28 protein-coding genes, 1 tRNA gene and 1 pseudogene are annotated in these 22,713 nt (G+C 61.0%); 20 read left to right on the top strand and 10 right to left on the bottom strand.

Annotated elements, in window-relative coordinates; translation table 11 throughout:
- Positions 1–25: 25 nt before the first annotated feature.
- Entirely contained in the window at positions 26–439 is a 414-nt protein-coding gene (locus tag EOA79_RS15515) for a DUF5602 domain-containing protein (protein ID WP_127334739.1), read from the bottom strand.
- A 428-nt stretch (positions 440–867) separates the two neighbouring features.
- Here EOA79_RS15515 and EOA79_RS15520 point away from each other — a divergent pair, with 428 nt between their 5' ends.
- Positions 868–1,512, top strand: a complete 645-nt coding sequence (locus tag EOA79_RS15520; protein WP_127334738.1) for a PTS sugar transporter subunit IIA — start codon at positions 868–870, stop codon at positions 1,510–1,512.
- Here the strand turns inward: EOA79_RS15520 and EOA79_RS15525 are convergent.
- Positions 1,469–1,939 (bottom strand): Lrp/AsnC family transcriptional regulator, encoded by a 471-nt coding sequence (locus tag EOA79_RS15525; RefSeq protein WP_067330495.1) that lies wholly within the window; start codon positions 1,937–1,939, stop codon positions 1,469–1,471. The two genes, EOA79_RS15520 and EOA79_RS15525, sit on opposite strands and share 44 nt — an antisense overlap.
- A gap of 226 nt (positions 1,940–2,165) precedes the next feature.
- Here EOA79_RS15525 and EOA79_RS15530 point away from each other — a divergent pair, with 226 nt between their 5' ends.
- The 10 genes from EOA79_RS15530 (at position 2,166) to EOA79_RS15575 (ending at position 11,991) form a co-directional block, all read left to right on the top strand.
- Complete coding sequence (locus tag EOA79_RS15530) at positions 2,166–3,227, top strand: homoserine dehydrogenase (RefSeq protein WP_127334753.1); 1,062 nt, start codon at positions 2,166–2,168, stop codon at positions 3,225–3,227.
- The gene (locus EOA79_RS15535) at positions 3,227–4,636 is read left to right on the top strand and encodes an aldehyde dehydrogenase family protein (protein WP_127334737.1); all 1,410 of its coding nucleotides are present in this window, start codon (positions 3,227–3,229) and stop codon (positions 4,634–4,636) included. The genes EOA79_RS15530 and EOA79_RS15535 overlap by 1 nt, the downstream gene beginning before the upstream one ends.
- 134 nt (positions 4,637–4,770) lie before the next feature.
- Complete coding sequence (locus EOA79_RS15540) at positions 4,771–5,550, top strand: ABC transporter ATP-binding protein (RefSeq protein ID WP_127334736.1); 780 nt, start codon at positions 4,771–4,773, stop codon at positions 5,548–5,550.
- Between the two features lie 46 nt (positions 5,551–5,596).
- Entirely contained in the window at positions 5,597–6,367 is a 771-nt protein-coding gene (locus EOA79_RS15545) for a transporter substrate-binding domain-containing protein (protein WP_067330488.1), read from the top strand.
- A gap of 161 nt (positions 6,368–6,528) precedes the next feature.
- The gene (locus tag EOA79_RS15550; RefSeq protein WP_067330484.1) at positions 6,529–7,251 is read left to right on the top strand and encodes an ABC transporter permease subunit; all 723 of its coding nucleotides are present in this window, start codon (positions 6,529–6,531) and stop codon (positions 7,249–7,251) included.
- 10 nt (positions 7,252–7,261) lie between these two features.
- Positions 7,262–7,951 (top strand): ABC transporter permease, encoded by a 690-nt coding sequence (locus EOA79_RS15555; protein ID WP_095800025.1) that lies wholly within the window; start codon positions 7,262–7,264, stop codon positions 7,949–7,951.
- A 114-nt stretch (positions 7,952–8,065) separates the two neighbouring features.
- Positions 8,066–9,295, top strand: a complete 1,230-nt coding sequence (locus EOA79_RS15560) for an aminotransferase class I/II-fold pyridoxal phosphate-dependent enzyme (protein ID WP_128293084.1) — start codon at positions 8,066–8,068, stop codon at positions 9,293–9,295.
- Between the two features lie 22 nt (positions 9,296–9,317).
- Entirely contained in the window at positions 9,318–10,727 is a 1,410-nt protein-coding gene (locus tag EOA79_RS15565) for an aspartate ammonia-lyase (protein ID WP_127335822.1), read from the top strand.
- 14 nt (positions 10,728–10,741) lie between these two features.
- A complete protein-coding gene (locus tag EOA79_RS15570) occupies positions 10,742–11,551 on the top strand; it encodes a phosphotransferase (protein WP_095800027.1) in 810 nt (269 codons plus the stop codon).
- Complete coding sequence (locus EOA79_RS15575) at positions 11,548–11,991, top strand: Lrp/AsnC family transcriptional regulator (RefSeq protein ID WP_067330474.1); 444 nt, start codon at positions 11,548–11,550, stop codon at positions 11,989–11,991. Before EOA79_RS15570 ends, EOA79_RS15575 begins: the two co-directional genes overlap by 4 nt.
- Before the next feature lie 120 nt (positions 11,992–12,111).
- On the opposite strand, the gene EOA79_RS15580 is transcribed toward EOA79_RS15575, so the two are convergent.
- Both EOA79_RS15580 and EOA79_RS15585 read right to left on the bottom strand, forming a co-directional pair.
- Positions 12,112–12,855, bottom strand: a complete 744-nt coding sequence (locus tag EOA79_RS15580) for an amino acid ABC transporter ATP-binding protein (RefSeq protein ID WP_127335821.1) — start codon at positions 12,853–12,855, stop codon at positions 12,112–12,114.
- Positions 12,852–13,282: pseudogene (locus EOA79_RS15585) on the bottom strand (amino acid ABC transporter permease); the annotation flags it as partial. The pseudogene EOA79_RS15585 and the gene EOA79_RS15580, both read right to left, overlap by 4 nt.
- Before the next feature lie 396 nt (positions 13,283–13,678).
- On the opposite strand from EOA79_RS15585, the gene EOA79_RS32795 reads away from it, so the two are divergent.
- From EOA79_RS32795 to EOA79_RS15600, 4 genes are all read left to right on the top strand, one after another.
- Positions 13,679–13,831: a hypothetical protein gene (locus tag EOA79_RS32795; protein WP_164747329.1), complete on the top strand. Its 153-nt coding sequence runs from the start codon at positions 13,679–13,681 to the stop codon at positions 13,829–13,831.
- Positions 13,832–14,203: 372 nt separating this feature from the next.
- Positions 14,204–14,280 (top strand) — tRNA-Pro (locus tag EOA79_RS15590).
- 64 nt (positions 14,281–14,344) lie between these two features.
- On the top strand, positions 14,345–14,680 hold the full coding sequence (locus tag EOA79_RS15595) for a hypothetical protein (RefSeq protein WP_095800029.1): 336 nt from the start codon (positions 14,345–14,347) through the stop codon (positions 14,678–14,680).
- Positions 14,681–14,970: 290 nt separating this feature from the next.
- Positions 14,971–15,237, top strand: a complete 267-nt coding sequence (locus EOA79_RS15600; protein WP_095826477.1) for a hypothetical protein — start codon at positions 14,971–14,973, stop codon at positions 15,235–15,237.
- Positions 15,238–15,274: 37 nt separating this feature from the next.
- On the opposite strand, the gene hdaA is transcribed toward EOA79_RS15600, so the two are convergent.
- The 3 genes from hdaA to EOA79_RS15615 are packed head-to-tail and all read right to left on the bottom strand — an operon-like array spanning position 15,275 to position 17,721.
- Entirely contained in the window at positions 15,275–15,979 is a 705-nt protein-coding gene (hdaA, locus tag EOA79_RS15605; protein ID WP_095826476.1) for a DnaA regulatory inactivator HdaA, read from the bottom strand.
- A gap of 1 nt (position 15,980) precedes the next feature.
- Positions 15,981–17,192, bottom strand: a complete 1,212-nt coding sequence (locus EOA79_RS15610) for an AI-2E family transporter (RefSeq protein WP_095826475.1) — start codon at positions 17,190–17,192, stop codon at positions 15,981–15,983.
- Entirely contained in the window at positions 17,134–17,721 is a 588-nt protein-coding gene (locus EOA79_RS15615) for a CDP-alcohol phosphatidyltransferase family protein (RefSeq protein ID WP_095826478.1), read from the bottom strand. The genes EOA79_RS15610 and EOA79_RS15615 overlap by 59 nt, the downstream gene beginning before the upstream one ends.
- A gap of 259 nt (positions 17,722–17,980) precedes the next feature.
- Here EOA79_RS15615 and purM point away from each other — a divergent pair, with 259 nt between their 5' ends.
- Genes purM through EOA79_RS15630 form a run of 3 tightly spaced genes read left to right on the top strand, consistent with a single transcriptional unit; the run spans position 17,981 to position 20,290 of the window.
- Positions 17,981–19,060 (top strand): phosphoribosylformylglycinamidine cyclo-ligase, encoded by a 1,080-nt coding sequence (gene purM, locus EOA79_RS15620; RefSeq protein WP_095826474.1) that lies wholly within the window; start codon positions 17,981–17,983, stop codon positions 19,058–19,060.
- Positions 19,057–19,764 carry a phosphoribosylglycinamide formyltransferase gene (gene purN / locus EOA79_RS15625; RefSeq protein ID WP_066995863.1) on the top strand — a complete coding sequence of 236 codons (708 nt, stop codon included), beginning with the start codon at positions 19,057–19,059 and terminating at the stop codon, positions 19,762–19,764. The genes purM and purN overlap by 4 nt, the downstream gene beginning before the upstream one ends.
- 7 nt (positions 19,765–19,771) lie before the next feature.
- Positions 19,772–20,290 (top strand): histidine phosphatase family protein, encoded by a 519-nt coding sequence (locus tag EOA79_RS15630; protein ID WP_067330453.1) that lies wholly within the window; start codon positions 19,772–19,774, stop codon positions 20,288–20,290.
- 122 nt (positions 20,291–20,412) lie between these two features.
- On the opposite strand, the gene EOA79_RS15635 is transcribed toward EOA79_RS15630, so the two are convergent.
- The 3 genes from EOA79_RS15635 to EOA79_RS15645 are packed head-to-tail and all read right to left on the bottom strand — an operon-like array spanning position 20,413 to position 21,179.
- Positions 20,413–20,619, bottom strand: a complete 207-nt coding sequence (locus EOA79_RS15635; RefSeq protein WP_067330449.1) for a DUF680 domain-containing protein — start codon at positions 20,617–20,619, stop codon at positions 20,413–20,415.
- 54 nt (positions 20,620–20,673) lie between these two features.
- Entirely contained in the window at positions 20,674–20,880 is a 207-nt protein-coding gene (locus tag EOA79_RS15640; protein WP_066995857.1) for a DUF680 domain-containing protein, read from the bottom strand.
- A 53-nt stretch (positions 20,881–20,933) separates the two neighbouring features.
- Positions 20,934–21,179 (bottom strand): DUF680 domain-containing protein, encoded by a 246-nt coding sequence (locus tag EOA79_RS15645; protein ID WP_066995852.1) that lies wholly within the window; start codon positions 21,177–21,179, stop codon positions 20,934–20,936.
- Positions 21,180–21,663: 484 nt separating this feature from the next.
- On the opposite strand from EOA79_RS15645, the gene EOA79_RS15650 reads away from it, so the two are divergent.
- Both EOA79_RS15650 and EOA79_RS15655 read left to right on the top strand, forming a co-directional pair.
- Positions 21,664–22,332 carry a response regulator gene (locus EOA79_RS15650; protein WP_095826473.1) on the top strand — a complete coding sequence of 223 codons (669 nt, stop codon included), beginning with the start codon at positions 21,664–21,666 and terminating at the stop codon, positions 22,330–22,332.
- A gap of 4 nt (positions 22,333–22,336) precedes the next feature.
- Positions 22,337–22,713, top strand: a 377-nt coding sequence (locus tag EOA79_RS15655; RefSeq protein WP_206639247.1) for a sensor histidine kinase N-terminal domain-containing protein, incomplete at its 3' end; no start/stop codon positions are given.

Genomic DNA, 22,713 nt, shown 5'->3' on the forward strand with positions numbered 1-22,713 from the left:
CCCAGTACCTGACGACGTGTGACGCTCATTTGGCGACACGTGCTTCGTCGGCGGCAGAGACGTGCCACAACACGACGTGGGCGTGCGGTTCCGGAACGCCGGGATGCCCGGCATTGTAGTAGATGTCGACATGGTCGACATTGCCGCCCGGCGCCTTGAGGTCGTCCAAACGCTTGTCCGGATTGAGATCCTTGATCGGCAGCATGTAGATGGTGCTGACAAGCTTGCCGTCATGGTCATAGGCAAGGAACGGGCCGGCAGGCAATGTCGTCGGATCGACGAAAAGTTGGCCCATGCCCGGCAGGAAGTCGGGCAGCTTCACGAGCTTGCTGACCTGTTCGTAAGGAGCCGCTGGTGGGGCTTTGGTGACCTCATCCGCCGCCATGGCGCAAAGCGAACTGCCCGCTGTGAAGGCAACTGCGAGGATGAGTTTTTTCATCACGGTATCTCCTTGTTGAACTAAAAATGCGACCACCGTTGATCTATAGGAAGGTCGACAACTGATATTCATTGGTGAGACGGCCTTATCGCGTCCAACCAGCAAGCAGGAGACTGTTCCGGTCGTCAAACGAAATTAACTGTTGTCTCAGTGCACTATTTTTGCTCGTCAGGTCGCGTACGGTTTGCTTGATTTCGAAAAATCTTTCACTACCTTCAAACTGCTATGCGTATTTTTAACCTCGATTTCCGGCGAATGCCGAAACGCCTCAAAACGGGCCATTAACCCGGACGCGAGAGGGCCCTGGCTTCGCGTCCGGGACGGCCAGGATCTGAACTTCATTCGAAAGTGATTTCGGCTCTGCCTAAGCAGCGCGGCTGAACACTCATTTGCGCTTGCGTTTGGATCGACGCGGAGGTTTGACCCCGATGATCTCCCCCATCTTGTCGGAAGAAGACATCTCGCTTGACCTTGTGACAAAGGGAAAGCAATCAGCCTTGTCGAAAATCGCGATCAGGATCGCTCGAAGGAGTGGACTTGACGAGAAGGTGGTTCTCCGCGGTCTTTTCGACCGCGAGCGCCTCGCCTCGACCGGCATCGGTCGTGGCGTGGCGATCCCGCACGCTCTACTGGATAACATCTCCTCGCCTGTCGCGTCTTTGACACGCTTGGTCCCGCCTGTGGATTTCGACGGTCCCGACGACGACCCAGTCGATCTCATTTACACTATCCTTTGGCCGCGCTCAGCCTCTTCCGCCTTCCTCCCTGCCCTTTCGCGAATATGCCGGCTGCTTCGGGCATCTCAGGTTCGAGAGCGGCTCCGCCTTGCACAATCCGCAGATGAGGCGTTGACGGTTCTCGAAACTCAGCTGCTCCCGAGTTCCACCAATTTGCATATTTCCCCGGATCAGATGCTCGGACAGCGGACCGACAGCTTTCGCGTACCAACGAAGCCTACCGGCGCGGTCACGATCACCGCCACGCCGGCAAGCATTGCCGAGACTGTAAACATCACCACGGTCGCATTTGCTATGGCGATACTGGGACAAACATTCCTGTTTTTATGTCCTTGAGGACAACATTGGTGTGCATTCGCTTGATCTGTGGATTTTGGGACATGATCTGCGCGGTGATCTCGTCGTACTGCTCCACATCCTGTGCCGTGATGATTGCAACGAGATCCACTGATCCAGTCACATAGTAGACCTGTTGGATGTGATCCTGTTTCTCGACCCAAGCCCGGAATTTCGATAGAGCATCGTAGTTTTCGCGCTCGATCTCCATTCCGACAATGAACGTCATCGGACTTCCAGCAACCTTGCGGTCCACAAGGGCGATTTCCGCGGAGATGATCCGTTCCTCCCGCATCCGCTTAATGCGCCGCTGAACAGCGGACGCTGAAAGGCCAACCATCTCTCCAATGGCTTCCGCCTTCATCTGACAATCCCGCTGCATGATCTCAAGGATGGTTCGGTCGAACTGATCCAGTAACTCCGCCATTTTCTCCTCGCACCTGAGACTTTCCGCTGACTATAGTTCCCAATCGCGGTCAATCGTCAAAATTTGGCCGATGCTCGCTTCTCCCGCGACAATTGATGAGTTTTGCGCGTTCCGGGCATTTTGCCGGCTCAGCGTGCAGGCTGACCAGTTCTTTGGCCATTCTGCGAGCTTCGACCTGCCTCTCGGCTCGTTCATCATCGATCCATCGCTCACGAGAGGAATTGGCATGACACAGTACAATATCGCGCTTATCGGTTTCGGCGGTGTCAACCGCGCCTTGGCCGAGCTGATCGCAGGAAGCAATGATCGTTGGAATGCCGAACTCGGCTTCCGTTTAAACATCGTCGCTGTTACCGATCTCCATCTCGGCTCAGTCATTTCTCCCAACGGAATCGACGCGCGCATGCTGGTGGAAACCAGATTCGCGAGGGGCGGGTTCGCACAACTGTCCGGCGGCAGTGCCGAAGCCGACAACGAAAAGGTCATCAAGCAGGCTCCGGCTGGCATTGTCGCCGAGGCGACCTTCACCAATCCGGTCGATGGCGAGCCGGCCGTATCCCATTGCCGTTGGGCACTCGAAAGCGGCAAGCACGTCGTCACAACCAACAAGGGCCCGGTTGCCCTGGCGGCCACGGAGCTGAAGGCACTCGGGGCGCGGCACGGCGTGATGTTTGAACATGAGGGGGCTGTCATGAGCGGCACCCCGGTCATTCGTATGGCCCAAAGGACGCTCGCGGGCGCCGGGCTTCATGGTTTCGAAGGGATTCTGAACGGCACCTCGAACTTTGTTCTTGGCCGCATGGAGGGCGGGCTTTCCTTCGCGGAGGCGGTAAAAGAAGCAAAGGACCTCGGTTATGCGGAAGCCGACCCTACTGCCGATGTTGAAGGTCACGATGTCCGGTTGAAAGTCGTCATCCTCGCAAATGAACTACTCGGTGGAAAGCTGACGCCGCAGGACGTGGACTGCAAGGGTATTTCGGGCCTGACCGTGGCCGATATCGACGCGGCGACGCGAGAAGGCTATCGCTGGAAGCTGATCGGCTCGGCCTCGGTTCGCCAGGACGGTGGTATCGCAGCCCGTGTGGCACCGCAGCGCCTTGCGCTCGATCATGCGCTCGCCGCCGTTGGCGGGGCGATCAACGCCATCTCGCTCAAGACAGACCTTCTCGGCGCGGTGACGGTGACCGGACCCGGCGCAGGCAGGGTCGAGACGGCCTATGCGCTCCTCTCGGACATCATCACCATCCATCAGTGCCGCCCTTCCGCCGACAAGAAGGAGGCCGCGTGATGACCGCTGCAAAATTGCGTGTCGCCGATGTGTTCGAGCAGATAGCCGTCAGAAATCCCTATGATGGAACGGTGATCGGCAGCGTCGAAAGCACGGCTGCCGACCAGATTGCGGCGCTCATAAATCGCGCCAAAACCGGAGCTGTCTTGTCGAGAGCGCTGCCGAGACACCAGCGAGCGACTTTATTGGAAAGGGCCGCCAGCGCCGTCGAGCGCCAGAACGAAGATTTTGCCCGCTTGATTGTACGGGAAGCCGGCAAAACCATCGTCCAGGCCCGCAAGGAAGCCTCTCGGTGCGTCAACACGCTGAAGCTCTCCGCGGAAGAAGCAAAACGCAACGCCGGTGAGGTCATTCCGTTCGACGCTTACGCCGGTTCCGAGGCGCGTCAGGGCTGGTTCACGCGGGAGCCGCTAGGGATCATCGCAGCGATTACTCCTTACAACGACCCGCTCAATCTCGTCGCCCATAAGCTCGGGCCGGCAATCGCCGGCGGCAACGCCGTCTTGCTGAAGCCGTCCGAACTGACCCCGCTTTCGGCGATCCGCCTTGTCGAAACGCTGGTCGAAGCCGGGTTGCCTGAGGAGATCATCACGGTCGCTGTCGGCGGCGCCGACCTGGGCAGCGCGATCGTCTCGGCGCGCGATGTCCGAATGGTGTCGTTCACCGGAGGTTTTGCGACCGGAGAAGCAATTGCCAGGACAGCAGGGCTGAAGAAGCTCGCCATGGATCTCGGCGGCAATGCACCTGTCGTAGTCCTGGCGGATTGTGACTTCGCCAAGGCGGTCGATGCGTGCGTGTCGGGCGCGTACTGGGCTGCCGGCCAGAATTGCATCGGCACCCAGCGGATTATCATCCAGGCGCCGGTCTATGAGCGGTTCCGTGAAGCGTTCGTGGCTGGTACGCGCAACCTGCTTGCCGGCAATCCAGAGCGCGAGGATACCGACGTCGGCCCGATGATTTCGGAACAGGCGGCCAAACGCGCGGAGACGATGGTCGACGACGCCATTGCCGCGGGAGCAAAGCTCCTGTGCGGGCACCGTCGAGCAGGAACAGTCTATCAGCCAACCGTGCTGGAAGGTGTGCCGAAGACATGTCGATTGTGGGCGGAGGAAGTCTTCGCGCCCGTCGTCCTCCTGCAATCCTTCGATACACTCGCCGATGCGATCGTGATGGCGAACGGTCCCGAATACAGCCTGCACGCAGGCGTCTTCACCAACAACATCGGCGACGCATTGGATGCCGCCGGGCAGATCGAGGCAGGAGGAGTGATGATCAACGACTCTTCCGATTATCGGTTTGATGCCATGCCGTTCGGCGGTTTCAAGTATGGCGCCATGGGGCGTGAAGGCGTTCGCTTTGCCTACGAAGAGATGACACAGCCAAAGGTCATCTGCATCAATCGAGCCTAGGCTGGCTTTTCCGCATAAGAGATGGGTTGAGCGCTCATCTTCCGCGTATCTGATAACAAATACGCGGGAATGCCGCATACCGGGCCGGCTACTATCCGGCAAACCCAATCAGAATTCCGCAGGGAACTACAGGCATGACGAAAAAGGCCCCTCCTGCCTTGCTCGTGGACAATGTCCACAAGAGCTATGCCAACCATGAAGTCCTCAGAGGGATATCGCTGTCGGCTGAGAAGGGCGATGTCATTTCGCTCATCGGGTCTTCGGGGTCAGGCAAAAGCACCTTTCTGCGGTGCATCAACTTTCTCGAGATTCCTGATCGCGGCCGCTTTGTCATCAATGGCGAAGAGGTTCTCATGAAGTCCGGCCAAGGCGGACGGGGGTATCCGGCCAACTGGCGGCAGATCGAGCGTATGCGGACCGGCCTGGCCATGGTGTTCCAGAGTTTCAATCTCTGGCCCCACCTGACGGTGCTCCAGAATGCCATCGAGGCCCCGGTTCATGTGCTGGGGGTGAGCCGCAGCGAGGCGATCGATCGGGCCGACAGTTTGCTTGCGAAGGTCGGACTTTATGAGAAACGGCACGCCTATCCGGCCTTCCTGTCGGGCGGCCAACAGCAGCGCGCGTCCATCGCTCGTGCCCTTTGTGTCGACCCGGCCGTGATGCTGTTCGACGAGCCTACTTCCGCCCTGGATCCTGAACTTGTCGGCGAGGTCCTGAAGGTTATCCGAGATCTCGCGGACGAGGGCCGAACGATGCTCCTCGTGACGCATGAGATGAAATTCGCTCGCGACGTCTCCAGTCACGTGATGTTCCTGCATCAGGGGCGTGTCGAAGAAGAAGGGTCGCCGGATCAAGTCTTCGGTGCGCCGACAACTGCCCGTTGCCGAGAATTTACCGGCGCGTTGAGCGGCTGACCCTCCCTGTTTCCAACCTGACGAAAACTCAAGAAAGGGGAATTGAATGAAATTGCTGTCCATCCTGCTGACAGGGACCGCGCTCGCGCTTTCAATCGCCACGGCGAGTGCCGAAGTTCGCTTTGGCATCATGAACGAAGCCTATCCGCCCTTCTTCACCAAAGACCCCTCCGGCAAGTGGGTCGGCTGGGAAATCGAGCTGATGGATGCTGTCTGCGCCGAGATGAAGGAAACCTGCTCTGTCGTCGACATGTCCTGGGACGGGCTCATTCCAGGGCTTCAGGCGAAAAAATTCGATGTCATCTGGTCGTCGATGTCGATCACCGACGAGCGCAAGCAGACGATCGACTTCACCGACAAATACTACAACACGCCGAGCAAACTGATTGGCGCCAAGGATGGCACGACCGGAGCTTCGCCGGATGATGTTTCGGGGAAGACGATCGGTATCCAGGTGTCGACCATCCAGTCCGAATACTACAAGAAATATTTCGCCGACAAGGCATCGGAAAAAACCTACACGACGCTCGATGAGGCGTTCCAGGATCTTGCCGCCGGCCGGATCGACTACGTCTTCGGCGATTCCATACCGCTATCGGAATTCCTCAAATCCGACTTCGGCAAGGAATGCTGCAAGGACATGGGAAATGTGAAAGACGATCCGGCCATCCTTGGATCGGGCATCGGCGGTGGACTGAGAAAAGGCGATCAGGCACTGCGCGAGAAGCTCAATGCAGCAATTACGGCTGTCAGAGCAAACGGAAAGTATGCGGAAATCTCGAAGAAGTACTTCGATTTCGACCCGTACGGTGAATGAGTGTGGCTACGGCAGACGACGTAAGCGCATCTGCCGTAGCCCGCTTGTCCGCCGGTTCTGTCTCGGGTCATTGGCCGGTGCACCGCCGGCGTTGTTCGCCGGCTGCGAAGCATCGCGCTTCGCGGCTCTCGTTCCCGCCCAAAAATCAAGGTTGAACTCAGATGTCGACCTCCCAGTCGATCCTGGAAATGCTTTCCCCCTATCCGCCTGGATGGGGCGGCGTGCTTCTCAAAGGCGCGCTTTCCACCATTTCGATATCGTTGGGTGCTTACCTTCTCGGGATGCTGATTGGTCTTGGCGGGGCTCTTGGCAAACTCAAGGGCAACCCGCCGGTCCTGCTTCTTCTCGACGTCTATACGACTGCGGTTCGGGCCATTCCCGAACTGATCCTGATTATCGGTCTGTACTATGCCGGCACTGACGGTCTGAACCGAATTCTCTCGAGCTTCGGGCTTCCCAATGTCGAGATCAACGGGTTTGTCGCGGCAATCGCAGTGCTCGGAATCGTCCAGGGCGCCTACATGACCGAAGTGTTTCGTGGCGCAATCCTGGCGATTCCTGTTGGACAGATCGAGGCCGCCAGTTCCTTCGGCATGCGCCCATGGTTGAGGTTTCGCCGTATCGCTCTGCCGGCATTGATCCCGAATGCCCTGCCTGGGCTTGCCAACCTCTGGATGTCGGTGACGAAGGACAGTGCGTTGATCGCGGTCGTCGGCTATCAGGAGTTGGCGCTCGCCACGCGGATCGCGGCCGGCAACACGAAGCACTATTTTCTGTTCTTCCTGGTCGCCGCTGCCGTCTATCTCGTCATCACGCTTGTCTCCAACGTCGTCTTCGGCCTCCTCGAGAGCCGCTATCGACGCGGGCAGCCGAAAACCGCTTAGGACGCTCGCGATGAATTTCTCATGGGTATCGTCCTATTGGCCGCTCATTGCCGCAGGCGCGGTTCAGACGGTCCTCCTTCTCGTCATCTCCGTCGGGGTCGGCTTCATTCTGGCGATCGGTCTTGCGCTCGCGCAGGTCAGCGGTCCGCGATGGCTGAAATGGCTTGCCCGTTGCTACTGCACCTGCCTTCGCGGCACGCCACTTTTGATCCAACTGTGGTTGCTCTATTACGGCATCGGTTCGCTGCTGCCGATGATACCAGGGCTGCGCGCGAGCTTCCTCTGGCCGATAGTGCGGGAGGGCTTCTTCTTCGCAGCGCTCAGTTTCACGCTCAACTACGCCGCCTATGAGGCCGAAGTCCTGCGGGGTGCGCTTCTCGCCGTCCCGAAAGGCGAGCTCGAGGCAGGTCGCTCGTTCGGTATGACTTCCTGGACGCTGTTGAGACGGATCTGGCTGCCTCGCGCCATACGTATCGCACTGCCGACGATAGCTGGCGAGGTGGTTCTGCAACTGAAAGCGACACCCCTCGCTTTCACCGTGACAGTGATGGATCTCTACGCCGTCGCGTACAAGGTGAGGCAGGACACCCTGCTCGTTTATGAACCGCTGATGATCGTCACGGTGTTCTACATCTTGCTGACGCTTCTGATCACCCGCACCTTCAGGCTCGTCGAGGCGCAAATCCCGGTTCGCAGCTGAATTATCAGCTCGGCCCCAAGACGATGAAATTCAAGGAATTCTGCAGGAAGGTCTTCCATGTCCTCGAACATCTCTACTCCCTTCGCAACTGACAGTTGGGGCTCGAATGCACGCATGACGCTGTTGTCGCCCGTAAGCGGCGGTGTCGTCCTACATCGGGAAACCCTGGCGCTCGACGGCGGACTGACCATCGATCCGATCACGAAGGCTATCGCGCCCAACATCTCAATGTCGGTCAACAACATGTTGGTTCCTGGTGACGGCGCCTTTTCCGCGGACGGGGTATCAGACCTGACTGCTCTGCCGTTTCTGTATGCCCGCTGGACCAATCCGACCGTGCGGCAACTCGAGCAGCGCATGGCCGCACTCGAAGGTGCGGAGGATGCGCTCGCAACAGCAACCGGCGTGGCCGCGATCGCAGCCACCTTCCTGACCTTTCTCAAAGGGGGGGACCATCTGATCATCAGCGACGTCTGCTATGCCGGCGCCTACGAACTGGCACACCGGATATTGCCCGAGTACGGAATCGAGGTGAGCGCCGTGAACATGTCGGTCATTGGCGACGTTGTCGCAGCCTTCCGACCCAACACGCGGCTCGTCCACTGCGAAAGCCCCTGCAATCCAATCCTGCGCCTGACCGATCTGGCCGAAGTCGCGAAGCTGGCACACGAACGCGGCGCGCTGGTTTCCGTCGATTCCACGCTTGCCACGCCGGTCGCGACCCGCCCGGCCGTACTCGGCATCGATCTCGTCATTCACTCCCTGACCAAGTTCATCAACGGGCACGGCGACGCCTTGGGTGGCGCCGTGTGCGGGCGCAAGGATCTGGTGGAAAAAATCCGCTCTCGTACTGGAGTTTATCTCGGCGCTTCTTTGTCTGCCCAGAATGCCTGGCTCATCATGCGCGGGATCGACACGCTCTTTCCCAGGCTCCGGACCATGTCCGCTTCTGCGATGCAGATCGCCCGTTTTCTCGCCAAGCATCCAAGAATCAGGTCTGTCACCTACCCCGGCCTGGAAAGCCATCCGCAGCATGCCTTGGCAACACGTCAGATGGATGTATTCGGGGGAGTTCTGACCTTCCAGACCGACGACCCGCAGGCGATGGCAGCCCAACTCGCTGACAGGCTCCGCGTAGCGCACTACGCCTTTTCGCTTGGTCACCAGCGCAGCATCGTTGTCCTTCTCGATACGAACGAAATGATGAAATCGACTTACGGTCTGCGGGGCGCTCAGCTCGACGACTACCGCGCCTTCGCGGGAGACGGCGTCTTTCGCCTTTCCATTGGCCTGGAGTCGGTGGACGACCTGATCGAGGATCTTGACCAGGCGCTGCGTGCCTAAGGCTCTTGCGCGAGGGGATATGATGACCGTTGAGAGAACCGAAACCGATATGCTCGGCGAGCGGGATCTGCCCGCCGACGCGCTGTTCGGCATCCACACGCTGAGGGCAGCGGAGAATTTCGACGTATCCGGAATCCGCCTGCGGGACTTCCCGGAATTCGTTCAATCGCTTGCCATGGTCAAAAAGGCGGCTGCACGAACCAACAAGGAGCTGCAACTACTGGCTCCCGATGTTGCCGATGCAATCGATCGAGCCTGCGATCGACTGATCACCTGCGAGGACCTCACCGACCATTTCCCGATCGACATGATGCAGGGAGGCGCCGGGACCTCGACCAACATGAACGTCAATGAGGTGGTCGCGAACCTGGCGCTTTTGGAGATAGGCAAGGTGCCGGGCGACTACGCCGCGGTTCACCCCAATGACCATGTCAACCTGTCCCAGTCGACTAACGATGTCTATCCGACGGCCATCCGGGTAACGGTGATGCGCGGCTGCGCCGCCGTGCTCGAAGCGCAGCAAAGACTGCGAGATACCTTTGGCAGAAAGGGTGAGGAATTCGCTAATATCGCCAAGGTCGGACGCACCCAGTTGCAGGACGCGGTCCCAATGTTCCTTGGTCAGGAGTTCGACGCTTTTGCCGAGACCATTGACGAAGACATAATCCAGCTTCGAAAAGCCATGGAACTGATGCGGGAAATGAACCTCGGAGGCACCGCCATCGGCACCGGCTTAAATGCGCCCGAGGGATTCTCAGTCAGCGCCTGCCGTCATCTTTCGGAGATTTCTCGGCTTGAAATGGTTCCGGCACGCAACTTCGTGGAAGCAACGTCCGACACCGGAGCCTTTGTGTCGTTTTCGGGCACGCTGAAGCGGATCGCTGTCAAGCTTTCCAAGATATGTAACGATTTGAGGCTGCTCTCCAGTGGCCCTCGGGCTGGCCTTGGTGAAATCAGATTGCCTCCGCGACAGGCCGGCTCGTCGATCATGCCGGGCAAGGTCAACCCAGTCATTCCCGAGATGATGAACCAGATTGGTTTTCAAATCATTGGCAACGATCTGACGGTGACACTGGCGGCGAGCGCTGGACAATTGCAGTTAAACGCGATGGAGCCCGTGATCGTTCTCAACATCCTGCAATCGATGCGACTTCTGGCGCGCGGCATGGATATCCTGCGCGAACGTTGCGTCGACGGCATCGAGGCGGATGCCGATCGCTGCCGCTTTCTCTATGATCAGTCGCTCATTCTGGCCGCATCGCTCAATCCAGTTGTCGGATATAGCAAGGCTGCACTCTTGGCCAAGGCGGCGCTCGCTTCCGGCACAAGCCTTCGCCAGGCTGCTGAGGCCGATGGCTCGTTCAGCCGTGCACAACTGGATCAGATTTTCGGCGTCGCGCAGTCCTCCTCTGTTGTGCTGAAACGCATTTAACTCCCGAATCGACCATGGCCGTATTTACCCAGCTTTCCGACGATGACCGCGAAGCGATTTCGGTCGCCTACGGCATAGCCCCGCTGACCTCGGTGATTGGCATCGCCGACGGAAATACCGAGACGACCTATCTCTTCCGGTCACAGCGGGGCGAGTACATCGTCACTCTGTTTGAAAACGGCGCTGAGCCGTTCGATCTTGAACGCGCGTTTCGGACCATGGAGTTGTTGTCGGCCGCGTGTGTTCCCTGCCCTAAAACGTTCCGCACCGAAACGGGCGGGGCGACGATCCGTCTGTCCGGGAAGCTCGTGGCGGTGGTCGGCTTTGTCCAGGGCACGCAATCGGCTTGCGCAAGCCCGGCCCAGTGTTTCGATCTCGGGCGGCGCCTCGCGCAGATCCATCGAACGCTGATGCCTGCCTCTCCCGAAAAGAGGGAGGGACTGCCAAGGGGACCAATCCATGGGGCGCTGTTTCCGGACAATGTGTTTTTTCTCGGCGATTGCGTCAGTGGCATCATCAATTTCAGGCTTCGCCATGACGATGTCCTGATCGCAGAACTGGCAGACGTGTTGGTTCGATGGACGATGCTGAGCAACGGGGCGCTGGATGGGGAGCGCGCGGAGGCAATTCTCAAGGGGTATTGCCGCGTCCGCCAGTTGCAAGACAACGAGCGCCAAGCACTGGCGGCCTTTGCTCTCGCTGCGGCTGCGACTTTTATAGCTGTTTCGGAAGGTAGTATTGATCTACGGGTTCGTGCCGAGAACGCGTTCCTATCAGCGCAAAGCCTGTTTGCAGCTAGAGAAACTCCTATTGGTGCCGCATGAAAAGGCTTCTTGACCGGGCAGACGAGCGTATTCTTATGGAACTGACCAGGAACGCGCGTATCTCGCATGCGGACCTGGCCGCGAGGGTCAATCTTTCTCGCAACGCCGTCCGCCAGCGGATTGAACGCCTGGAGCGGGATGGCCTAATCCGGGGATATACGATCATTGCAGGCGAAGGACGCATCGCGTCTTCAACGATTGCGGCACTGATGTTTGTTTATCGCAATGACCGGATGCGGGGGGGCGACGTCATTCAAGCACTGCGACGGATCCCAGAGGTCGTCGCCTGCGACGTGATGAGCGGCGAATTCGACCTGGTCGTCCGTGTAGAGGCGACGGAGGCCGATCGCACACGGCAGATCTGGCAGGAGATTTCCGCATTGCCCGGTGTGCGAGACACCCTCACAGCGTTCGCGCTATCGTCGATGATCCGGCGTTGAACCTTTATGGATTCCCCTCCTTAGGCCGTGCGACCGATGGGAGGGATGTCCGACTTGGGGGCCGAGAGCGGGCTGTCCGCTTTCTGCAAGAAAGTCGAAAAGCCACCTTCTCCCGGAAGGCTAGTGCTTCAAGATCTGGCTGAGGAACAATTTCGTTCGCTCGTGGCGCGGGTGACTGAAAAACTCGTCGGGCGTGCCCTCTTCGACGATCTGCCCAGCGTCCATGAAAATGACGCGGTCGGCCACTGCACGGGCAAGACCCATCTCATGCGTTACACACACCATGGTCATGCCGTCGCGGGCCAATCCAGTCATGGTCTCCAGCACCTCCGAGACCATTTCCGGGTCGAGGGCAGAGGTCGGTTCGTCGAAAAGCATGACGTCCGGTTTCATGCACAGGCTGCGGGCGATCGCGACACGCTGTTGCTGGCCGCCCGACAGCTGGACCGGGAACTTGTTCGCCTGCTCGGGAATACGGACCCGTTCGAGGAACTGAATAGCGGTCTTGCGTGCTTCCATGGCGGAAACACCTTTGACCCACATTGGCCCGGCCATGCAGTTCATCAACACCGTCATATGCGGAAACAGATTGAAGTGCTGGAACACCATGCCAACATTGGAGCGGACGGCGGCGACGTTCTTCATCTTGCCATGCAGGGCGACGCCGTTGACGACGATATCGCCGCCCTGATGCGCTTCGAGGCGGTTGAAGCAGCGGATCAGTGTCGACTTGCCCGAGCCGGACGGCCCGCAGATGACGATGCGCTCGCCTTTGTGGACAGTCAGGTTGATGTCCTTCAGCGCGTGGAACTGGCCGTGCCATTTGGAAACTGCCCTGGCTTCAATGATAACCCGCGCGCTCATCGCACTTTGCTCCTGGCGTAGTGCCGTTCGATCCGCGACTGGATCAGCTCGAGGCAGATCGACAGCACCCAATAAATAATGGCGGCCGAGATCAGCATTTCCATGTGCTGGAAGGTCTTCTGGCCGAGCGTTCGTGCCAGCAACATCAGCTCCCAAACGCCGATGACGGAGACCAGCGAAGAATCCTTCAGCATCGAGATGAACTGGTTGCCGGTCGGCGGAATGATGACCGGCAATGCCTGCGGCAGGATGATGCGGCGCATGGTCAAGGCGAAGCCGAACCCATGGAGCGCGAGGCCTCCCATTGGCCCCGATCGATGCTCTGAATGCCGGAGCGGAAGATCTCGGTCATGTAGGCGCCGTAGCAGAGCGACAGCGCCAGTATGCCGGCGGGCACGGCATTGATGACGAAGCCGAGCTGCGGCAGCATCTCAGGTTCGGGAGCGGCTCCGCCTTTGCACAATCCGCAGATGAGGCGTTGACGGTTCTCGAAACTCAGCTGCTCCCGAGTTCCACCAATTTGCATATTTCCCCGGAGGGGTTGGAGTTGTCTCGTATGGATGCAGCGCTGCCCTGCGGGGCGCGGTGCGATGGCCTCATTTCCGAGCACCCCTGACCGCTACACACCGCGATGATGCCCGAAAACTTCCTCGTAGGCCCCCCGTTCCCCGGCTGCATTGGCGACGGGCGAGCCAGCGGGCCACTAGGAACGCTGGAACTACGTGAGATGGCTGCGTGTGGACAATTTGGTGCGTCTAGGCTTCGACTGGACGGGTGTCACACTACCGCATGGGAAGAGCGCTCTTTCTGGAAGGAGACGAGAATGGTTAAGCCGAAGAAAAACGGCAAGGCAGTTTCAAGGCTGTTCGAGTCTAACATCAACCGTGACAGCAGCTTGCTGCCGATGCTGATCGGCGGGCTTGTCCTGAATCATCATCGGGGCAACCGTCGTTATGATGTTCGTTTAGTTTCGTAGGGATACCGACGCGAATAGCGGCCCTGACGCACACGCCATTAGGCCTGCTGATCAATTTGACAGGAGTCTGGCCTCGTTACGTGGATGTGTGGTGACGCGAAGCTCAACGGCGGGCGCGGTCGATAGAGATGTTGCTAGGCGCGCATCCGTACGCCGCCGCGTAATCTGCGCCTGCCCATCGCCCGCAGCCGACATCGAGACTTATTACATTTTTGACCTTCGGCTCGAAAGCAGGAGGGGGAACGACTGGGCAACACTGTGGGACTTTCCGTGGGACTTTGCGTGCCGAACTCTGCCAATGTACGCCGTTCGTTCCGCTCTTCCATTTTGGGGCTTGCTCAAAATGGTTCGGAACCCTATGGGGATGCCGTTCGGAGTGTAGCGCAGCCTGGTAGCGCACCTGATTTGGGATCAGGGGGTCGCGTGTTCGAATCACGCCACTCCGACCAGTTTCCTGAACATCTTAGAGCCCGCGCTTCGGGAACCCTGTCGGCCTTCAGAAGTTCTGTTGCCATGGCCGACACTCCAAGGACCCCCACCATCGCCCGCATCTGGCGCGGCCGGACCTTGCCGGAAAAAGCCGACGATTATGAAGCTTACAATTACGAGACCGGCATCAAGCCGCTCATCGAAAAGGCACTCGGCGTCCAGACATTTCGCGAGGACACGGCGACCCATTCCGAGTTCGTGACGATCTCCTATTGGGAGAGCATCGAGGCAATGGCGCGCTTCACCGGCGGCGGGCCGACCCAGGTCCACCACCTCGACCGGGACGCGGAATTCCTGATCGAGCTGCCGAAGAGCGTGCAAGTGCTGCGCTTGCTCACCAGCCATGGCAGGACGGGCTGAAGGTGTCCAGCATCGAGCAACAGGCCTTGATCTCTGAAGGGAGCCGTCGGCGTGGACCCGAGTAAACCCGCCGGGCGAGTCCCCAAAACCTCGAGCCCGGCGAGCCTACAACCCGGTCTGCAATGTGACCGGGACCGGGATCAACCGGCCTCTTCGACGCTGCAAGATGGATGCCAGGGCAATGGCTCGAAATGGGACAGCCACGATCCCGCAACCCGGACGGAAAACCGCTACGCGCTTTTCCCGGAGTTGCTCTAAACTCCGGGCAAACGGGGCAAGGGGGACTCTGGATGCCTATTCTCGAGGCGCTGCTGTCGCTGATCGGCCCGGCCTATTTGGCCTATTATGGCTTCGCGGTTCCGGTGGCGGTCGCCTGGGCAATCCTGTGCGCTACTCTGTGGGTTTGGAACAACCGGCCGAGCAAGAGGCAGAATGGCAGCGTCGCCCCGTCGCGGATCGCCAGCCTGGTGCTCTTCGTCTTTGTCACCGCATGCTACGTGGCGACGCATACGGGGGTCTATCTGCTGGCTCGGCATCTGGCCGGATTATGGGCGTAGAGAGCGCACAACCCCGGGAACAGCCTTCCTCGACAGCCTAAATATCGAACTCGCCCTGGCCCTCGTCCATGGCGCTGACGGTCTCGGCGGCGAGCGCTCGGGTGATCGGCGTCTTGCGCTCGAGAGCGGCGCGGTCGAGGCGCTCCACGACCCGCATGGCAGTCGCCAGCGAGCGTTCGATGCGCCGCACCAGATATTGCACGACATGCGGCTCGACCTCGACCTGGCGGTCGGCGAAGAGCTTGGTGATAACGCCGGCGAGCAGCAGGTCGTCCGGCTCGTGGATCTCGATGGTCGCCGCCGCTTTCAGCCGCGAGATGAGGTCCGGCAGCGCGACGCGCCAGGCCGAGGGAAAGCGCCGCGCCGTCAGAAGCAGCGTGGAGCCGGCGCCGCGCACGGTGTTGATCAGGTGGAACAGGCCTTGCTCGTCGATCGAGAGCTTGTCGATGTCGTCAATCAGCGCGGGGCTCGCACCTAGCCCGCCAATGTGCTCGCCGATGCTGTCGGGAGCGATGGCGACAGCGTGCGCATGCGCTTGCCAGATCTGGGCGAGATGCGTCTTGCCGGACCCGGGAGGGCCGGCGAGCACCACCACCGGCGCGGGCCAGTCCGGCCAGCGGTCGACCAGTGCTGCGGCCTGCGCGTTGGCGCCTGAGACGACGAGCTCGTCGCGCGAATAGCCGGTACCGTGGCCGAGATCGAGCGGCAGCTGGCGCGGTGGACCGGTTCGTTCGCCAGCCATTTCAGCCACGCGGCTGTGAGCGGCGGCCGCCGCCGCGATCCGCCGGCAAAGGAGGTGCGGGCTCGGTGGCATGGCCGTTGTAGAGCGGCGATTCGAGGTAGCGGGCAATCGCAAAGCGCACCAGCACGGCAATGGCCGCCGAAGCCGGCACCGCAATCAGCAGGCCGACGAAGCCGAACAGCGCACCGAAGGCAAAGAGCGCGAACATCAGCCAAACCGGATGCAGGCCGACGCTTTTGCCGACCAACCTCGGCTGCAGGATATTGCCCTCGATGAACTGGCCGACGAAGAACACGCAGGCCACCGCCACGATCATCGTCCAATCCGGCCAGAACTGGACGAAGGCGACGCCAACCGCGAGCACCAGCCCGGTCAGCGAGCCGACATAGGGGATGAAGGAGATCAGCCCGGCGAAGAAGCCGATGAGGATGGCGAAGTTCAGCCCCGTCAGCGTCAGGCCGGTGGCGTACATGGCGCCCAGCACAAGGCAGAGAGTGCCCTGCCCGCGCACGAAGCCGGCGGTGGCGGTGTTGATCTCGCGGGCAAGCGCCCTGACCGTCTCGACATAGTCGCGCGGCACCCAGCTGTCGACCACTGCGACCATGCGGTCCCAGTCGAGCAGCATGTAGAAGGCAACGACCGGGGTGACGACGAAGAGGCTGACCACCGAAACCAGCGCCACGCCCGAGCTCCAGATCGAGGTGAAGACGGTGGTGAGCAGCCCGAAGCCGGTGGTGAGCAGCGAGTTCAGTCCTTCGCGCAGGCTGGCCGCGTTGACACCAAAACGCTGCTCCAGCCACTTCGGGTCGAAGCTGGTGATGAGCGACTGCAGGCGGGTGAGGTATTCCGGCAGCTTGCGCGCGAAATCGGCCATCTGCGTGGCCAGCACAGGCACCAGGATAACGAAGGCGAGCACTACGACGACGACGAAGGCAATGAGGATCACCACCGTCGCCATCAGCCGGGAGAGGCCGAGCCGCTGCAGCCGATCGGCCACCGGATCGAGAAAATAAGCGAGCACCATGCCGGCGACGAAGGGCAAGAGGATGCCGGAGAAGACATAGAGGAACAGCGCCAGAAGCACGGCAACGATCAGCCAGAATGCGATCTGCCGGCGCAACGCCGTCGAGGCCGCGGCCGTCCAGGCTTCGCCGTCAGGTGTCCGTTCTGGAATTGCCCGACTTGGTGTTGCTCGTCCGGGAGCCTTCGCCATAGCCACTCATATGCCTTAGCCAGGCCACGAGATAGGCCGCGGCCGAAGCCACGGTCAAGACCCCCGAGAGCAATATGAGGGCCGGCCGGAGCGGATAGAGATGCATGGAAAAGGCAAGCTCGCCCAGCACAAGCGCCGCCAGCGCGATCTGCACGGCGGTGTTCACCTTCGACACCAAGAGCGGCTTCATCTCGACCGGCTGCGCCATCACGCTGGACAAAAGCACGGCGCAGACGATCAGCGCGTCGCGCGAGACCATGGTCACGACAAGCCAGAGCGGCAGTTCCCCGGCATAACCCATGACGACGAAGACCGAGACCAGGAGGAGCTTGTCGGCGACCGGATCGAGATAAGCGCCGAGCCGCGAGAACAACCGGTAGCGGCGAGCGATGAAACCGTCGACGCCGTCGGAGATGCCGGCGACGAGGAAGCCGGCAAAGGCCCAGTCCCAGCGCGCCTGCAGCATGGCCAGCACCACGGCCGGCACCAGCAACAGCCGCATGATCGTGATCATGTTAGGTATGGTCACGTGATGTCCCATCATGGGTTTTGTTGGAAGATAGTTGATGGAGATGAGAGGCGCACGCAAGGGAGGAGTTGCGGATCTCCCCGCTCGAGGGGGAAGATGGTCTCTGGCGCACAAGGCGCTGGAGCTCCACGCGAGGCGACCCCCCTTTGTCGCCTCCGGCGACATCTCCCTCTCAAGGGGGGAGATTGGCTCTCACGCGCCTTGCCCCTCGAAACCATTCATGCGATGAGCCCGCAATGGAAACAGGGATGAGCCGAAGATGAGCAACGGCGACAAGGCCAAGCGCAAGAACGGGCTCACCTATGCCGAGGCGGGCGTCGATATCGATGCCGGCAATCTCATGGTCGAGAAGATCAAGCCGCTCGTGCGCGCGACGCGCCGGCCGGGCGCCGACGGCGAGATCGGCGGCTTCGGCGGCCTGTTCGATTTGAAAGCCGCCGGCTTCACCGATCCGGTGCTGGTCGCGGCCAATGACGGGGTCGGCACCAAGCTCAAGATCGCCATCGATTCCGGCAAGCACGATACGATCGGCATCGACCTCGTCGCCATGTGCGTCAACGATATCGTCGTGCAGGGCGCCGAGCCGCTGTTCTTCCTCGACTATTTCGCCACCGGCAAGCTCGATCCGGACCAGGGCGCGTCCATCGTCGGCGGCATCGCGCAAGGCTGCCGTCAGGCTGGCTGCGCGCTGATCGGCGGCGAGACCGCCGAGATGCCCGGCATGTACCACGACAAGGATTACGACCTTGCCGGTTTTGCCGTGGGCGCGGCCGAGCGCGGCCAGTTGCTGCCCACCGACGACATCGTCGAGGGCGACGTGCTGCTTGGCCTCGCCTCCTCCGGCCTCCACTCCAACGGCTTTTCGCTGGTGCGCCGCATCGTTGCCGCCAGCGGGCTTGGCTGGAGCGATCCGGCGCCGTTCAACGATGAGCTCAGCCTCGCCGAAGCGCTGCTCGAGCCGACGCGCATCTATGTGAAGTCGATCCTGAAGGCGATCCGCAACACGCATGGCATCAAGGCGCTGGCTCACATCACCGGCGGCGGTTTTCCGGAAAACATTCCGCGCGTGCTGCCCAAGGATTTCTCCGCCGAGCTCGACCTCGAAGCGATCGACGTACCGCCTGTATTCTCGTGGCTCGCCAGGACCGGCGGCGTGGCGCCGCAAGAAATGATGCGCACCTTCAACTGCGGCATCGGCATGATCCTCGCCGTTGCTTCCGGCCAGGCGGCGCAGGTGGCAGCGGTGCTGCAGGAAGCCGGCGAGACGGTGACGCCGATCGGTCGGATCGTGCCGCGCCGCGACGCCGGCGTCATCTACCGGGGCTCGATCGAACTATGAGCAGGAAACGCACGGTCGTCCTGATCTCGGGCCGCGGCTCCAACATGACGGCGCTGATCGCGGCAGCCAGCGACCCGACCTATCCGACCGAGATCGTCGGCGTCATCTCGGATCGTGCGAACGCCGCGGGCCTCGGCCTCGCGCAGTCGCGCGGCATCGCCACCAAGGTCATTCAGCGCGCCGACCATCCGAGCAAGGACGCACATGACGCTGCGATCGATGCCGCGCTTACCGGCTTCGGCGCCGAGATCGTGGCTCTGGCCGGCTATATGCGCATCCTCGGCCGCGGCCTGGTCGAAAAATGGCAGGGGCGCATGGTCAACATCCACCCTGCCCTTCTGCCTGCCTTCAAGGGGCTGGACACGCATGCGCGCGCCATCCGCGCGGGCGTGCGCATCCATGGCTGCTCCGTGCATTTCGTCACGCCCGAGATGGATGACGGCCCGATCATCGCCCAGGCCGCCGTGCCGGTGATGGTCGGCGACAACGAGGACACTTTAGCCGCGCGGGTGCTGAAGGTGGAGCACCGGCTCTATCCGCTGGCGCTAGGGCTGGTCGCCGAAGGCAAGGCGCGCATGGAAAAGGGCCACACCGTGCTTGCCCATTTCGCCGACGACGCCGACAACGCCACTTCAGTGGTGATGGCGCCCGACCCGCTGCGCGAGGAAACCGACCTCGAACAGCTGGCGCGCATCACGCCGTAGGACTGCCATGGCGACGCCCAGACAACTCCTTGTGCTGCGCCATGCCAAGTCGAGCCGGGACGATCCCAAGCTCGCCGATTTCGACCGTCCGCTCGCCCCGCGCGGGCTGAAGACGGCACCGCTGATCGGGCGCGAGCTTTCGCGGCGCGGCTGGCTGCCGGATCTGGCACTGGTCTCGCCGGCGCTGCGCACCCGCGACACCTGGCGACTGGTCGCCGCCGAATTGCCGAAGCATGGGCCAGCGGAATTCGCCGAGGAGCTCTACGCGGCGGCGCCGGCCGCCATCCTGGCGTGCGTGCGGCAGGCGAAAGCCACCAGCCTGATCGTGATTGGTCACAATCCCGGCCTGCAGAATTTCGTGCTGCGGCTCGCCGGCACCGGATCGGATGAGGGCGTGTTCAAAAAAGTCGAAGCGAAGTTTCCGACGGCGGCACTGGCCCGGTTCACGGTGAAGGAGGATTGGGCGAACCTCGACTTCGGCGGAGCGCGACTGACGCATTTCGTCAGGCCGAAGGATTTGGAATAGAGCGCCTCTGTGCGCAGCCGGGCCTATAGTCACGACACAAGCCGGCCTGCGGATAGCCGGCTCCATAAAAGCAGAGCGGCGGGACAAACCCGCCGCTTTGAGATCCATCGAGGATCGACCGTCTAGTGGTTGCCGAACAGATCGCGGTCGGCGCCCTGGGTAACCGGCTTCTGGACGTTCGCATCAGACTTCTTGACCGAAGCGGTGTACGAGGTATCGACCGAAGCAGCCGGCTGGTGGGCGTTGGCCGAACCGTAGTTGTCGGAACCGGCGAAAGCGGCACCGGTGGCAACGAGAAGGGCAGCGGCGGTAAGAGCGATCTTGGTCATTTCAGTTACTCCAGATTTGAGGGGTGAGTTTGAAGAGGTCGGGCTGGCGGCCGGTTAGTGGTTGCCGAACAGGTCGCGGTCGCTGCCCTGGGTGACGGGCTTCTGGACATTCGCATCAGACTTCTTGACCGAAGCGGTGTACGAGGTGTCGACCGAAGCAGCCGGCTGGTTGGCGTTAGCCGAACCGTAGTTGTCGGAGCCGGCGAAAGCAGCACCAGTGGCAACGAGAAGGGCAGCGGCGGTAAGAGCGATCTTGGTCATTTCAGTTACTCCAGATTTGAGAGTTGTGGTTCTGATCGGTTCGGGACGGAGGCCTAGCGGCCCCAAATGCCCTGGCCGGATTCCGGCTGGTTCTGATCGGGCGTGATCCTGAGATCGCGCTGCTCGAACTTGCGGATCGAACCGGTGATGCTGCGGTCGATGTTGTCGCCCGACCGCGGCGCAACCGACTGGGTGACGGCCGGCTGGTTGACGTTGTCGGAACCGTAATGGTCGCTGCCGGCGAAGGCGCTGCCCGTGGCAACGAGAAGGACCGCGGCGGTAAGAGCAATCTTGTTCATTTTAGGTACTCCAGATTTTCAAAATTCTGTCCGTCAAGTGGCGTGCCGTAATGGAAATTCGCGTCGCTCGGACCACCCCGAGATGGGTCGGTCCTGTTGCCATTTCCAATCACGAAGATGTGCAAATCGAACCGTTCGGTTCGACCTTGAAATCGCGTGAACAGCGCGGCTGCCACATTCTTTTGTTTGAATATCAACTACTTGCAGTGTTAGCCGACGAGGTTTCACGGTCTGGACAACGAGCCAGCGTTCACCTGAGTTACACGAACCGTCAACATAAATTGAACCGAACCGTTCGGTTTTATCAATCGCGCGAGCGAATTGGGCCTCCAGGCTGACCGACGGAACCGATTTCAGCCGGCGTTTGCCTTGTCCGCGGATCGAGACTATCGATTGCTTTCAAACTGTCCGTTCGGACCGCCGGGCCGCGCTTGCGAAAGCCCGGCGCCACCCGGATGGAGGCATTGCCGAACAGCGATGGACGATGCGGCTCCTGCTTGTCGAAGACAATCGCGAACTGGCCGATTGGCTGAGCAAGACGCTGCGCCAGGCGAGCTACGTCGTCGACGTGGTACATGACGGCGAGGACGTCGAGCATGCGCTGGCGGCCGGCGACCATGCGCTGATCATCCTCGACCTCGCCCTGCCGCGCATGGGCGGGATGGAGGTGCTGAAGCGGCTGAGGGCACGCGGCAACCCGGTGCCGGTCATCGTGCTCACCGCCAACGCCAGTCTCGACGGCCGGGTGAAGGGCCTCAACGAGGGCGCCGACGACTATCTGGCTAAACCCTTCCAGATCGAGGAACTGGAAGCGCGCATCCGCGTGCAGCTGCGCCGTGCCAACGACCGGACAGCGCCCGTCATCTCCTGCGGCGACCTCGTCTTCGACACCAACACCAGGATGTTCTCGCTCGGCGGCGCGGCGCTTTCGCTGACGCCGCGCGAACATGCGGTGCTGGAACAGCTGGTAGTCAAGGCGGGGCGCACGGTGAGCAAGGCGGCACTCTCGACGGCGATCTACGACTTCGACACCGACGCCGATCCCAGCGCCATCGAGATCTACGTGCATCGGCTGCGCAAGAAGCTGGAAGGCTCGCGCGTGCAGATCGCCACCTTGCGCGGCCTTGGCTATCTGCTCCGCCATGAAGATTAGGGCCATGAAAATTAGCAGCCTCCGCCTGCAATTGCTGGCCTGGGTGGTGCTGCCGCTGACCGCGCTGGTGACGGTCAATCTGTGGACCAGCCAGCGCAACGCGCTGGCGACGGCAGATCTGGTCACCGACCGGATGCTGGTCGGCTCGGCGCGCGCGATCGCCGAGCGGGTGGCGATGGCCGAAGGCGTGCTCGACGCCACCATTCCGCCGGCGGCGATCGAGATGTTCGACACCGGCGACCGCGACAGCGTCTACTACCGGGTCGAGACCGCCAACGGCCGGCTGCTGACCGGATATCCCGACCTCCCCCAGGCGTCGCAGAGCGGCAGCATCGAGGCTTCCTATCGCGATCGTCGGCTGCGTCTGACAACGCTCAGCCA

Origin of the sequence: Mesorhizobium sp. M1A.F.Ca.IN.020.03.2.1 (genome assembly GCF_004023205.1) — a bacterium.
Taxonomy (GTDB): domain Bacteria; phylum Pseudomonadota; class Alphaproteobacteria; order Rhizobiales; family Rhizobiaceae; genus Mesorhizobium.